This is a genomic window from Streptomyces bullii, assembly GCF_042657145.1.
GTDB lineage: Bacteria > Actinomycetota > Actinomycetes > Streptomycetales > Streptomycetaceae > Streptomyces > Streptomyces bullii.
This window is the reverse complement of record NZ_JBHSNY010000003.1, coordinates 311075-322996: the sequence shown is the minus strand read 5'-3', so window position 1 is coordinate 322996 and position 11922 is coordinate 311075. Positions and strand designations below refer to the sequence as shown.

General features: G+C 71.0%; 9 protein-coding genes, 1 tRNA gene and 3 pseudogenes. 10 read left to right on the top strand and 3 right to left on the bottom strand.

From position 1 onward, the window contains the following. Positions 1-203: 203 nt before the first annotated feature. The gene (locus tag ACFPZJ_RS09390; RefSeq protein ID WP_381019478.1) at positions 204-851 is read right to left on the bottom strand and encodes a ScbR family autoregulator-binding transcription factor; all 648 of its coding nucleotides are present in this window, start codon (positions 849-851) and stop codon (positions 204-206) included. 193 nt (positions 852-1044) lie between these two features. Between ACFPZJ_RS09390 and ACFPZJ_RS09385 the strand changes: the two genes are divergently transcribed. Continuing rightward, on the top strand, positions 1045-2232 hold the full coding sequence (locus ACFPZJ_RS09385) for a ScbA/BarX family gamma-butyrolactone biosynthesis protein (RefSeq protein WP_381019476.1): 1188 nt from the start codon (positions 1045-1047) through the stop codon (positions 2230-2232). Continuing rightward, the gene (locus ACFPZJ_RS09380) at positions 2229-3164 is read left to right on the top strand and encodes an NAD-dependent epimerase/dehydratase family protein (protein WP_381019473.1); all 936 of its coding nucleotides are present in this window, start codon (positions 2229-2231) and stop codon (positions 3162-3164) included. The genes ACFPZJ_RS09385 and ACFPZJ_RS09380 overlap by 4 nt, the downstream gene beginning before the upstream one ends. Positions 3165-3253: 89 nt before the next feature. Here the strand turns inward: ACFPZJ_RS09380 and ACFPZJ_RS09375 are convergent. Then, positions 3254-3703: pseudogene (locus tag ACFPZJ_RS09375) on the bottom strand (response regulator transcription factor); the annotation flags it as partial. Here ACFPZJ_RS09375 and ACFPZJ_RS09370 point away from each other — a divergent pair. The 3 genes and pseudogenes from ACFPZJ_RS09370 (at position 3588) to ACFPZJ_RS09360 (ending at position 5142) form a co-directional block, all read left to right on the top strand. After that, a pseudogene (locus ACFPZJ_RS09370) lies at positions 3588-4304 on the top strand (ABC transporter ATP-binding protein). The pseudogenes ACFPZJ_RS09375 and ACFPZJ_RS09370 sit on opposite strands and share 116 nt — an antisense overlap. Beyond that, a pseudogene (locus ACFPZJ_RS09365) lies at positions 4301-4823 on the top strand (ABC transporter permease); the annotation flags it as partial. The pseudogenes ACFPZJ_RS09370 and ACFPZJ_RS09365, both read left to right, overlap by 4 nt. Before the next feature lies 1 nt (position 4824). After that, complete coding sequence (locus tag ACFPZJ_RS09360; RefSeq protein WP_381019472.1) at positions 4825-5142, top strand: FtsX-like permease family protein; 318 nt, start codon at positions 4825-4827, stop codon at positions 5140-5142. A 143-nt stretch (positions 5143-5285) separates the two neighbouring features. Here ACFPZJ_RS09360 and ACFPZJ_RS09355 read toward each other — a convergent pair. Further along, positions 5286-5369, bottom strand: a tRNA-Leu gene (locus ACFPZJ_RS09355). Positions 5370-5796: 427 nt separating this feature from the next. On the opposite strand from ACFPZJ_RS09355, the gene ACFPZJ_RS09350 reads away from it, so the two are divergent. The 5 genes from ACFPZJ_RS09350 to ACFPZJ_RS09330 all read left to right on the top strand — a co-directional run bounded on the left by ACFPZJ_RS09350 (position 5797) and on the right by ACFPZJ_RS09330 (position 11799). Then, entirely contained in the window at positions 5797-6645 is an 849-nt protein-coding gene (locus tag ACFPZJ_RS09350; RefSeq protein WP_381019470.1) for an FhaA domain-containing protein, read from the top strand. 10 nt (positions 6646-6655) lie between these two features. Continuing rightward, on the top strand, positions 6656-7165 hold the full coding sequence (locus ACFPZJ_RS09345) for an FHA domain-containing protein FhaB/FipA (protein WP_381019468.1): 510 nt from the start codon (positions 6656-6658) through the stop codon (positions 7163-7165). 141 nt (positions 7166-7306) lie between these two features. Then, positions 7307-8863 carry a Stp1/IreP family PP2C-type Ser/Thr phosphatase gene (locus ACFPZJ_RS09340; RefSeq protein ID WP_381020144.1) on the top strand — a complete coding sequence of 519 codons (1557 nt, stop codon included), beginning with the start codon at positions 7307-7309 and terminating at the stop codon, positions 8861-8863. Between the two features lie 27 nt (positions 8864-8890). Continuing rightward, positions 8891-10327 carry an FtsW/RodA/SpoVE family cell cycle protein gene (locus ACFPZJ_RS09335; protein ID WP_381019466.1) on the top strand — a complete coding sequence of 479 codons (1437 nt, stop codon included), beginning with the start codon at positions 8891-8893 and terminating at the stop codon, positions 10325-10327. Beyond that, the gene (locus tag ACFPZJ_RS09330) at positions 10324-11799 is read left to right on the top strand and encodes a peptidoglycan D,D-transpeptidase FtsI family protein (protein WP_381019464.1); all 1476 of its coding nucleotides are present in this window, start codon (positions 10324-10326) and stop codon (positions 11797-11799) included. The genes ACFPZJ_RS09335 and ACFPZJ_RS09330 overlap by 4 nt, the downstream gene beginning before the upstream one ends. The last annotated feature ends 123 nt before the right edge of the window (positions 11800-11922 follow it).

Sequence of the window (11922 nt, the reverse complement as noted above, 5' to 3'; positions counted from 1 at the left end):
AGTGTGGAAACCCGAAACCCGAAAGCCGAAACCCGGGCCCGCAGATCCAGGCCCACCTCCCTGCCCCAGGAACCCACTCGCCCGGTCCCTTCGCCCCACCCCAGGACAGGCACCCACCCGGCCGAGCCCCCACCTCGCCCCAGGGCAGGCACCCGCCCGCCCCGTGCCCCACCCCACCCCAGGACGGAACCCGCCCGCCCCGGTCACCCCGCCACGGCCTCCAACCGGCTCTCCGCCAGAATCCGCCCCGCCCGCTCCGCCGAGATGTCGAGCCGGGCCAGCACCGCGGGCACGGCGATCCCGGGCAGCAGATGGTCGAACAGCACGACCACCCGGCGCTCCAGGTCCTCCCGCTGACAGCGCAGCTGGGACAGCAGCTGCACCCCCGAGAAGCTCGCCACCAGCAACTCCGCCGTCTCCGTCTCCTCGACGTGCGGCAGCAGCTCCCCCCGCGCCTTGGCCTCGGCCAGCGTCCGCGCGGTCTGGTCGATCCACATGCGGAACGCGGGAGTGCGGTCCAGGCCCAACGCCCCCTGGTCCAGGGCGAGTCCGACGCTGGCCCGCACCAGCGGCTCCTCGCGCAGCCGCCGGGCCAGGACCAGGCCGGAGTCGACCAGTTCCTGGAGCTTGCTGGCCTGCGGGGGCAGGGAGATCGCCAGCTGTTCCTCGAAAACGCCGAGGGCGAGCTCCTCCTTGGAGCCGAAGTGGAAGTACAGCGCGCCCTTGGTCACACCCGCCCGTTGCAGGATCTCCCCGATGGTCGCCGAGGTGTAACCACGTTCGTCGAAGACGGCCGCCGCCGCCTCCAGGATGGTCCGCCGGGTGCGGATCGCGCGCTCCTGTCGCGCCATCGGGTTCCTCCTGATCCCCGTAGATCTTCGCCAGATCTCCGTGAAGTCGCCATGACGTACGGGCGCGTGGGGTCATCTCCCAGCGATGTGGCCATCCGGTGCGGCCTTCGTCGGGCCTTTGAAAAAAACCGACCTGTCCGTATCTTAGTCCCACGCCGAACGGAACCAGGCTGTCGATCCCGGAGGGTTCCTCATGCCGCAGACAGGTCCCTTAAGCGCGCCCACGGAGGATCAGACCGGACTCCGGGGCGGTCCGGCAAGCGCGGCCGGTGAGGCGGTCGACGACACGGTGATCGCCAACGAGGACATGGTGATCGTCCGCCAGAACACCGACAACGCCGGTGACACCAACGGGATTCCACACGCCGCCCTCGGCATCTCCCGCGACAGCACGGCCTTCCCCGGTGGGAACGACCGGCTCTCCCGCGACGCCCCCAAGACTCCCCCCACCTCCACGGCAATTCCCCGCGACGACACCGCCACGGCCATCTCCCGGGTAACCAAAGAACTCGCCCACCGCACACGCGAATCCGACGTCTTCCCGACCCACTGGCGCCGGCTCTCCGACACCCGGTTCCTCGTCACGGCGTACTGGCCCGCCGTCCACGCCTTCTTCCGTCCGGTCGACGACCGCCACCAGGACCCGATGGTCGTCGGCGAAACGTTGCGGCAGACCTCGATGGCGCTCGCACACGCCGAGTTCGGTGTCCCGGCCGACACGCACTTCGTGATGTGGGACATGGACGTGACCGTCGACCCGGCCGCGCTGCTGCTCGCGGACGCCGCCGAGCCGGTCGCCGTCCACGTCGTCTGCTCGGAGATCCGCCGCCGGGGGCGCGGCCTGAGCAGCATGCGGACGACGATGCAGTTCCGCCGCGCCGGCCGGCTCGTCGCCCGCGGCACCGGCAGCACCGGCTGCACCTCGCCGGCGGCCTACCGCCGGCTGCGGGCACGGCAGTTGGCCGCCGTCGGGACACCGGTGCCGCTGCCTCCGGGCATACCGCCCGAGCTGGTCGGCCGCGACCGGGCCGAGGACGTCGTACTCGCACCGGACGACCGGCCCGGCGTCTGGCGGCTGCGCGTCGACACCGGCCACCCCGTCCTGTTCCCCCGCCCCAACGACCACGTACCAGGCATGGTCCTGTTCGAGGCGGCCCGGCAGGCCGCGACCGCCGCGTCCGGCGGCGCCCCCTTCCTGCCCGGGCGGATGTCCGTCTCGTTCAGCCGGTACACCGAACTGGACACCCCGTGCCTGCTGGAGACCGAGGTGCTCGACAAGGAGGAGGTGACCGTGCGGGTGTCGGGTGTGCAGAACGGCGAGTCCGCCTTCACCGCCACGCTCTCCGCCGCCCCCGACGCCCCGGCCCGGTCCGCGCCATGACGGTGAACCTCCTGCTCACGGGCGCGACCGGCTTCGTCGGCAGCCGGGTCGCGGACGCCGCCCGCCGCCAGGACGGCGTACGCCTGCGGTCGCTCTCCCGCCGCACGCCTCCGCCGGGCACCGGCGCCGAGGCAGACCACGTCCACGGCAACCTCGCCGATCCGCGCTCGCTGTACGGCAGTTGCGCGGGAGCGGACGTCCTCGTCCACTGCGCGTCGAGCATCGGCGGTGGCCCCGAGACCGCCGTAGCCGTCAACGACCGGGGCACCCGCGCCCTGGTCGACGAGGCGGTACGGCACGGGGTGCGCCGCATCGTCTACGTCAGCACGGCCGCCGTGTACGGCCGGGGCCCCTTCCACGGCGTACGGCCCGGCGAGGTGCCGCTCGCCCCCGCGTCGGCCACCAGCCGCACCCGCGCCGCGGCCGAGCGGCATGTGCTCGACGCGGGCGGCCTGGTGCTGCGGCCGCACCTCGTGTACGGGGAGGGCGACCGCTGGGTCGTCCCGGGCCTGGTGGGGCTGATGCGGGAGCTGTCCGCGACCGTGACGGGGTGCGAGGCGCTGCACTCGATGATCGACGTGGCGACCCTCGGCCGTGCCGTGGTGGCGGCGGCCCTGTCCCCCACGCCCGCCTCCGGGGTGCACCACGTCAACCACCCGGAGCCCGTGTCGTGTTCGGAGCTGCTCGCGGCCGTGTGCGGGCAGGTGGCGGCCCCCGGCGGCGGGGCGGCGGTGGACGTCACCACCGCCCGGGAGCGGGCGGCCGGGTCGCCGTCGGCGCGGCACCACCTCGCCATGCTCACGGTCGACCACTGGTTCGCGGACGACACCTTCTGGAAGGACCTGGACTGCGACCCGGGTGAGGGTTTCGCCACCGCCTTCTCGCGCGCGGCGCCCTGGTACCGGTCGTTCCTGCGGTCCGGTGAGGGCTAGCGCCTGCCGTCCGGATCCCGCCACGAACCGCTCAGCCGGTCGGAACCGGTCCGCCGCGAAACCGCTCAGTCGGTTTGGCTTCCCCCGCCTCACGATCGCAGATAGGCCAGCACCGCCAGCACCCTGCGATGGGTCTCCTCCGCCGGAGGCAGGTCCAGCTTGGTGAGGATGCTGCCGATGTGTTTGCCCACGGCCGCCTCGGACACCACGAGCCGGCGGGCGATCGCGCTGTCGGACCTGCCCTCCGCGACCAGCGCCAGCACCTCCCGCTCACGCGGCGTGAGCCGCTCCAGCGGGTCGCGGCGGCGGCGCAGCAACTGCCGTACGACCTCCGCATCGACGACAGTGCCGCCGGCCGCCACCTCGCACAGCGCCTCGACGAACTCCTCGACCTGGCCGACGCGGTCCTTCAGCAGGTAGCCGATGCCGGTCCCGTCACCGGAGTCGAGCAGGTCGGAGGCGTACGTCCGCTGCACGTCGCTCGACGAGGTCACCGTGTCCTTCCCCCGGGCAAGCTTCACCGCCGTGATGGGCCCCTCCGGCTCCGGCAAGTCGACCCTGCTGCAGTGCGCCGCCGCCCTGGACCGGCCCACCTCCGGGTCGGTCACCCTGGGCGGCACCGAGCTGACCGGGCTGAGTGAGCGGCGGCTGACCCTGCTGCGGCGCGAGCGGGTCGGCCTCGTCTTCCAGGCGTTCAACTGCTGCCGTCGCTGACGGCCGAGCAGAACGTGGCGCTGCCGCTGCGCCTGGCCGGCAAGCGGGTGCCCGGCGCCGGGTGCGCGAGGCGCTGCGGCGGGTCGGACTCGGCGACCGGGCCCGGCACCGGCCGACCGAGCTGTCCGGTGGCCAGCAGCAGCGCGTGGCCCTGGCCCGCGCCCTGATCACCCGCCCCGAGGTGCTGTTCGGTGACGAACCGACCGGCGCGCTCGACTCGCGGACCGGCCGCGAGGTGCTGGAACTGCTGCGCGGCCTGGTCGACGCCGAGGGACAGACGGTGGTCATGGTCACGCACGACCCGGTGGCCTCCGCCTGGGCCGACCGTGTGGTCTTCCTCGCCGACGGGCGGCTGAACGGCGAGCGGCCGGCGCGGGCGCCGACGCCATCGCCGCCCGTATGACCCGGCTGGAGGCCGTGCCGTGATGAGCGCCGCCCTGGGCACCCTGCGCACCCGCTGGGTCACCTTCGCGGGCAGTTTCGTCGCGCTGTCGCTGGGTGTGGCACTGCTCACCGTGACGGGCCTGACGCTGGCCTCCTCGCTGGACGCGCCCGACCGCCGCCCCGAACGGTTCGCGGCCGCGCCGGTCGTCGTCCGGGGGACGGACACCCTCAGGGTCCCGACCCCGGCCGGCGAGGGTGGCCAGACTCGGCCACCCGCGCTCCGTCCCCGCCACGACCCTCGCGCGGCTGCGGCGGCTGGGCACGGTCGTGGAGGACCGCTCGTTCCCGGTACGGGCCGTGGCGGACCCGCGGACCTGGTGGGCACCCCTGGTCCACCGCCGCGTTCGCCGCGTTCGCCCCGTACGCCCTGGACGCGGGGCGCGCGCCCCGCGCGTCCGGCGCGGCGAGGTCGCCGTCACCGGCCACTGTGCGCGGCCCGGCGACCGTCTGCGCACCGACCGGGGGACCGTACGGGTCGTCGGCACCCTGGCCCCGCGCGGTCATGGCGGCCCCCGACCGGGTGCGGGAGCTGGGATCGCTGCGGCTGGCCGGGGCCACGCGGTCGCAGGTGCTGCGGCTGGTGGGCGCCGAGGCGCTGACGGTGGTCGCCGTGGGAACGGCACTCGGGCTCCTGGTCGCCGGGCTCAACCTGGCGGGCATGTGGACCGCGTTGGGTCTGCTGTCGGTACGCACCACGATCGCCGTGCCGTGGACGGCCCTCGTCACGGCCGCGACCGCATGCGCGGTGCTCGCCGTCACCGCGCCCGCCGCACTGGCCCTGCGCCGGCGCGCGGCGGCAGGGGCGGGCGCACGGGAGTGATGCCCCGGTCCCTCCAGCGCGTGACGCTGCTCTCACTCGGGAGCTCATCGGGCCCTCCGGCTCCTGAGAGATGTCTCACATGCCGAAGGACCGCAAACAGCGGAACGGGCGGCATCTTGTCGATGCCGCCCGTTCCGACGGTGTGCGCGAGGGGGGAGTTGAACCCCCACGCCCTTGCGGGCACTGGAACCTGAATCCAGCGCGTCTGCCTATTCCGCCACCCGCGCATTGGGTGTGTCTCCGGCGCTTTCCCTTGGGTTCGGCGCCTTCCGACACCCAGAACATTAGCACGCTGTCCGGGGTGGATTCACATCCGTTTCCCCCGCCGCCCACCGGCCGAGCTCCCCCACGTCCGCACACGTATCAACATGTGCCACGCGACGTATCAACCTCGTACCGGTACCCCTCGTCCCGCCCCGAGCCGGTCGGGGTCCACAGTCCGGTGCGGGACACTGGTTTGCGGCCGCCTCTACGATCCTGGGCAGAAGGAAGCGCGGGAGTGCTTCCACAAGGAGTTCGAAGGGGAGCGCCGGGGGAACCACCCGATTGACCGGCGCGTGGATACGATCAGTAAGCAGTACCAGCGGTACCAGGTAAGCAGTAGGCAGCACGCAGGGCAGTACGGCAGGACGTCAGCGACGGAGGAGGTGCCCCATGGGAGTCCTGAAGAAGTTCGAGCAGCGTCTCGAAGGTCTGGTCAACGGCACCTTCGCCAAGGTGTTCAAGTCCGAGGTGCAGCCCGTGGAGATCGCGGGAGCGCTCCAGCGGGAGTGCGACAACAACGCCACGATCTGGAACCGCGACCGGACGGTCGTCCCCAACGACTTCATCGTGGAGCTGAGCACGCCCGACTACGAGCGGCTCAGCCCGTACTCCGGCCAGCTCGGCGACGAGCTCGCCGGCATGGTGCGCGACTACGCCAAGCAGCAGCGCTACACCTTCATGGGCCCCATCAAGGTGCACCTGGAGAAGGCGGATGACCTCGACACCGGCCTGTACCGGGTGCGCAGCCGTACGCTCGCCTCCTCCAGCAGCCAGCAGGGTGCCGCCGCGGCCCCCGCCGCCCCGCCGGCCGGACGTCCCGGCGGCTACGGCTACCCGCCGGCCGCCCCCGCGGGCGCCCCGCCCATGCCGGCCGCTCCGCCGCCCGGCGGCCGTCCCGGCGGGTACGGATACCCGCAGCCCGCCGCCGGACCGCGCCCCGGCGCCGCGCCCGCCGGCCGTACCCGCTACTGGATCGAGATCAACGGCACCCGCCATCAGATCTCCCGCGCGACCCTGGTGCTGGGCCGCAGCACCGACGCAGACGTGCGGATCGACGACCCCGGCGTCTCCCGCCGGCACTGCGAGATCCGGACCGGAACGCCCTCGACGATCCAGGATCTCGGATCCACCAACGGCATCGTGGTGGACGGGCAGCACACCACCCGCGCTACGCTCCGCGACGGCTCGCGGATCGTCGTGGGCAGCACCACCGTTATCTATAGGCAAGCCGAAGGGTGAAGCGGGGGCAATGTCAGAGCTGACCCTCACGGTCATGCGGCTGGGGTTCCTGGCCGTACTGTGGCTGTTCGTGATCGTGGCCGTGCAGGTCATCCGGAGCGACCTGTTCGGTACGCGCGTCACCCAGCGCGGATCGCGACGCGAGGCAGGCCGGGCCCAGCAGGCGGCCCGCCAGACGCCCCCGCCGCAACGCCAGCAGTCCTCGGGCGGACGCCAGCGCCGCAACGCGCCCACCAAGCTCGTCGTGACCGAGGGCACGCTCACCGGCACCACCGTCGCGCTGCAGGGCCAGACCATCACCCTGGGACGGGCGCACGACTCGACGATCGTGCTGGACGACGACTACGCCTCCAGCCGCCATGCCAGGATCTACCCGGACCGCGACGGCCAGTGGATCGTCGAGGACCTGGGCTCCACCAACGGCACCTACCTGGACCGGACCCGGCTGACGACCCCCACACCGATTCCGCTGGGCGCGCCGATCCGCATCGGCAAGACCGTCATCGAGCTGCGGAAGTAGTGCTACACCAATGAATGAGCGCGAGCGGAGCGAGCACGCAGCGGCGGTCCGGACCCAGGGCCCCGGCGCGCTCCCGACCGGAGGGTGGGCAGTGTGGCTCGACACGACCGGCTGTACCCGGAGCCGACGGGCGAGGTGCGCATGAGTCTGTCACTGCGCTTCGCCGCCGGATCGCACAAGGGCATGATCCGGGAAGGCAACGAGGACTCCGGTTACGCCGGTCCGCGCCTGCTCGCCATCGCCGACGGCATGGGCGGCCAGGCGGCCGGCGAGGTCGCCTCCTCCGAAGTGATCTCCACCATCGTCGCCCTCGACGACGACGTGCCCGGCTCCGACATCCTCACCTCGCTCGGCACGGCCGTGCAGCAGGCCAACGACCAGCTGCGCCAGATGGTCGAGGAGGACCCCAGCCTGGAGGGCATGGGGACCACCCTCACCGCCCTGCTGTGGACCGGGCAGCGGCTCGGCCTCGTCCATGTCGGCGACTCCCGCGCCTACCTGCTGCGCGACGGCGTGCTGACGCAGATCACCCAGGACCACACCTGGGTGCAGCGGCTGGTCGACGAGGGCCGCATCACCGAGGAGGAGGCCAACACGCACCCGCAGCGGTCGCTGCTGATGCGGGCCCTCGGCAGCGGCGACCACGTCGAGCCCGACCTGTCCATCCGCGAGGTCCGCGCCGGCGACCGCTACCTGATCTGCTCCGACGGGCTGTCCGGGGTCGTCTCCCACCAGACGCTGGAGGACACCCTCGCCGGCTACCAGGGCCCCCAGGAGACCGTCCAGAACCTCATCGAGCTGGCGCTGCGCGGCGGCGGACCGGACAACATCACCGTCATCGTCGCCGACGTCCTCGACCTCGACACCGGCGACACCCTGGCCGGGCAGCTGTCCGACACCCCGGTCGTGGTCGGCGCCGTCGCCGAGAACCAGCACCAGTTGCACGACAACGGCATCATGCAGACCCCGGCCGGCCGCGCCTCCGGCCTCGGCCGCCGGCACCAACAGGGCGGTGGGGGCGGCGAGTTCGGTCCGCCCGGCAGCGGCGACACCACCGGCTTCATCCCGACGGACGGATTCGGCTACGGCGACGACGACTTCGTCAAGCCGCGGAAGAGCCGCAGGTGGCTGAAGAGATCCGCCTACGGCCTGCTCGCCCTCGCCGTCATCGGCGGCGGCCTGTACGGCGGCTGGCGCTGGACGCAGACGCAGTACTACGTCGGCGCCAAGGACGAGCACGTCGCGCTGTACCGCGGCATCAGCCAGGACCTGGCCTGGGTGTCGCTCTCGAAGGTGGCCAAGGACCACCCCGAGATCGAACTCAAGTACCTGCCGCCCTACCAGCAGAAGCTCGTCGAGGCGACCATCGCCGAGGGCGACCTGAAGAACGCCCAGAAGAAGATCCAGGAACTGTCGGTGCAGGCCTCCGCGTGCAAGAAGCAGGCGCAGCGGCGCGCAGCCGAGAGCGACAAGAACGCCGGGACGGGCCAGGGCGAGGCCGGGGGCACCACGGGAACCACTCCCGCCTCGTTCACGTCCAAGGCCACGCCGACCCCGAACCCGTCGGGCTCCCCGTCCGGTTCGGCGACGGCGCCGGACAAGTCCCCGTCCCCGTCCACGACCGCACCCACTCCCAGCCCCGGCCCTACTCTCTCGGAGGAAGAGCAGAAGGTCGTCTCGCTGTGCGGTAAGCAGTAGGCAAGCCGTGAGAGGCCCCGTCACACGATGAGCAGTACTACCAACTCGCCGACGCACCACACGTCCACGATCGGCGCGATCGGCGCACCGAGCCGACGCAACACCGAGCTCGCACTGCTGGTGTTCGCCGTCGTCATCCCGGTGTTCGCCTACGCCAACGTCGGGCTGGCCATCAGCGACCAGGTGCCCTCCGGCCTGCTGAGCTACGGTTTGGGCCTCGGCCTGCTGGCCGGTGTGGGCCATCTCGTGATGCGCAAGTTCGCGCCGTACGCGGACCCGCTGCTGCTGCCGCTGGCCGCGCTGCTCAACGGGCTCGGGCTCGTCGTCATCTGGCGGCTGGACCAGTCGGAACGGCTGCAGCAACTGGCGAAGATCCAGTACGGAGCCTTCACCCCCTCCGCGCCCAGGCAGCTGCTGTACTCCGCCGTAGGTGTCGCCCTGTTCGTGGTGGTCCTGATCTTCCTCAAGGACCACCGCATCCTCCAGCGGTACACCTACGTCTCGATGGTCGCCGCCCTGGTCCTGTTGCTGTTGCCGCTCGTGCCGGGGCTCGGTGCCGACGTCTTCGGCGCCAAGATCTGGATCAGCGTCGCCGGTTTCTCCATCCAGCCCGGAGAGTTCGCGAAGATCATCATCGCGATCTTCTTCTCGGGCTACCTCATGGTGAAACGGGACGCCCTTGCGCTCGCCAGCCGCCGTTTCATGGGCCTGTACCTGCCCCGTGGCCGTGACCTCGGCCCGATCATCACCATCTGGGCCGTCAGTCTGCTCATCCTCATCTTCGAGAACGACCTCGGTACGTCGCTGCTCTTCTTCGGCATGTTCGTGATCATGCTGTACGTCGCCACCGAGCGGACCAGCTGGATCGTGATCGGTCTGCTGATGTCCGCCGCAGGTGCCGTGGGTGTGGCCACCTTCGCCAGCCACGTCCAGGCCCGAGTCGACGCATGGCTCGACCCGTTCGGCTGCTACAAGACCTCAGGCGCCTGCGAACAGATCGGCCAGTCGATCATGTCGTTCGGTTCCGGTGGTGTGATGGGCGCCGGTCTCGGCCAGGGCAACTCCGACCTCATCGGCTTCGCCGCCAACTCCGACTTCATCTTCTCCACCTTCGGCGAGGAGCTGGGCCTGGCCGGTGTCATGGCGATCCTGCTGCTCTACGCACTGATCATCGAGCGCGGCATCCGCACCTCGCTGGCTGCCCGTGACCCGTTCGGCAAGTTGTTCGCGATCGGCCTGTCCGGTGCCTTTGCCCTCCAGGTCTTCGTGGTGGCCGGCGGTGTCATGGGGCTCATCCCGCTGACCGGTATGACGATGCCGTTCCTGGCGGCCGGCGGTTCCTCCGTCATCGCCAACTGGGCCCTCGTCGGCATCCTGCTGCGCATCAGCGACACCGCCCGCCGCCCCGCCCCGACTCCTGCCACCGACCCCGACGCCGAGATGACCCAGGTGGTCCGCCCGTGAACAAGCCCCTGCGCAGGATCGCGATCTTCTGTGGCCTCCTTGTCCTCGCCCTGCTCATCCGGGACAACTGGCTCCAGTACGTCAAGGCGGACGCGCTGCAGAAGAACCCGAACAACCGCCGGATCGCGATCGAACGCTATGCCCTGCCCCGCGGCGACATCATCGTCGACGGAAAGCCGATCACCGGCTCCAAGGAGACGTCGGGCAGCGACTTCAAGTTCAAGCGGACCTACAAGAACGGCCCCATGTGGGCGCCGGTCACCGGGTACGCCTCGCAGGCGTTCGGGGCGACCCAGTTGGAGAGCATCGAGGACGGCATCCTCACCGGCAACGACGACCGGCTCTTCTTCCGCAACACCATGAACATGTTCACGGGCAAGAAGAGGCAGGGCGGCAATGTCGTCACCACCCTCGACGCCGACGCCCAGAAGGCCGCGTACGACGGTCTGAAGGCCCAGGGCGGCAAGGGTGCCGTCGTCGCCCTCGAGCCGTCCACGGGCAAGATCCTGGCCCTTGCCTCCTACCCGTCGTACGACCCGTCGTCGTTCGCCGGCAACTCCACGTCGACCGACACCAAGGCCTGGCAGAAGCTCCAGAAGGACAAGAACCCCGCCGACCCGATGCTCAACCGCGCGCTGCGCGAGACCTACCCGCCGGGCTCCACCTTCAAGGTGGTCACCGCGGCCGCCGCCCTGGAGCACGGCCTGTACTCGTCCGCGGACGAGAAGACCGACTCGCCGCTGCCGTGGACCATGCCGGACACCAGGACCGAGCTGAAGAACGAGGGCAACCTGCCCTGCAAGGACGCCACCCTGCGCGAGGCGCTGCGGGTGTCCTGCAACACGGTCTTCGGCAAGGTCGGCTCCGACCTCGGCAAGGACAAGATGCTGGAGACGGCGAAGAAGTTCGGCTTCAACGAGGAGCAGTTCACGCCGGTGCGCTCCAGCGCCTCGCTCTTCCCCGAGGAGATGGACCGCCCGCAGACCGCGCTGAGCTCCATCGGCCAGTTCGAGACCGCCGCGACGCCGCTGCAGATGGCCATGGTCGCCTCGGCCGTCGCCAACGACGGCAAGCTGATGAAGCCGTACATGGTCGACGAGCTCCAGTCCCCCGGCCTCGACCCCATTGAGAAGACCGAGCCGGAGGAGCTGAGCCAGCCGCTGACGCCGGAGCACGCGCAGATCCTGCAGTCGATGATGGAGACGGTCGTCAAGGACGGCACGGGTAGGAACGCGCAGATCCCCGGCGTCACGGTGGGCGGCAAGACCGGTACCGCCCAGCACGGTGTCGACAACAGCGAGAACCCGTACGCCTGGTTCATCTCCTACGCCAAGACCGACGACAGCTCGCCGGTCGCCGTGGCCGTCGTGATCGAGGACGAGAACGCCAACCGCGACGACATCTCCGGCGGTGGTCTCGCGGCGCCGATCGCGAAGAGCGTGATGGAGGCGGTCGTCAAGAGCAAGCAGTGACCCCGCTCACGTCTGCTTCACATCGGTGCACGTTGCGATACCGGTCCTGTATCGGGTGACGGGCTTGGCCAGGTCACACAAAGCGAGCCGGGTACGGTAGGCCCGGACGGCAGCCTCCGACCG

Bases quoted from the DNA above. Each gene is read 5' to 3' on its own strand.
- ACFPZJ_RS09390 (WP_381019478.1), bottom strand. From the start codon at position 851: ATGGCGCGACAGGAGCGCGCGATCCGCACCCGGCGGACCATCCTGGAG.
- ACFPZJ_RS09350 (WP_381019470.1), top strand. From the start codon at position 5,797: ATGGGAGTCCTGAAGAAGTTCGAGCAGCGTCTCGAAGGTCTGGTCAAC.
- ACFPZJ_RS09380 (WP_381019473.1), top strand. From the start codon at position 2,229: ATGACGGTGAACCTCCTGCTCACGGGCGCGACCGGCTTCGTCGGCAGC.
- ACFPZJ_RS09340 (WP_381020144.1), top strand. From the start codon at position 7,307: ATGAGTCTGTCACTGCGCTTCGCCGCCGGATCGCACAAGGGCATGATC.
- ACFPZJ_RS09345 (WP_381019468.1), top strand. From the start codon at position 6,656: ATGTCAGAGCTGACCCTCACGGTCATGCGGCTGGGGTTCCTGGCCGTA.
- ACFPZJ_RS09360 (WP_381019472.1), top strand. From the start codon at position 4,825: ATGGCGGCCCCCGACCGGGTGCGGGAGCTGGGATCGCTGCGGCTGGCC.
- ACFPZJ_RS09335 (WP_381019466.1), top strand. From the start codon at position 8,891: ATGAGCAGTACTACCAACTCGCCGACGCACCACACGTCCACGATCGGC.
- ACFPZJ_RS09385 (WP_381019476.1), top strand. From the start codon at position 1,045: ATGCCGCAGACAGGTCCCTTAAGCGCGCCCACGGAGGATCAGACCGGA.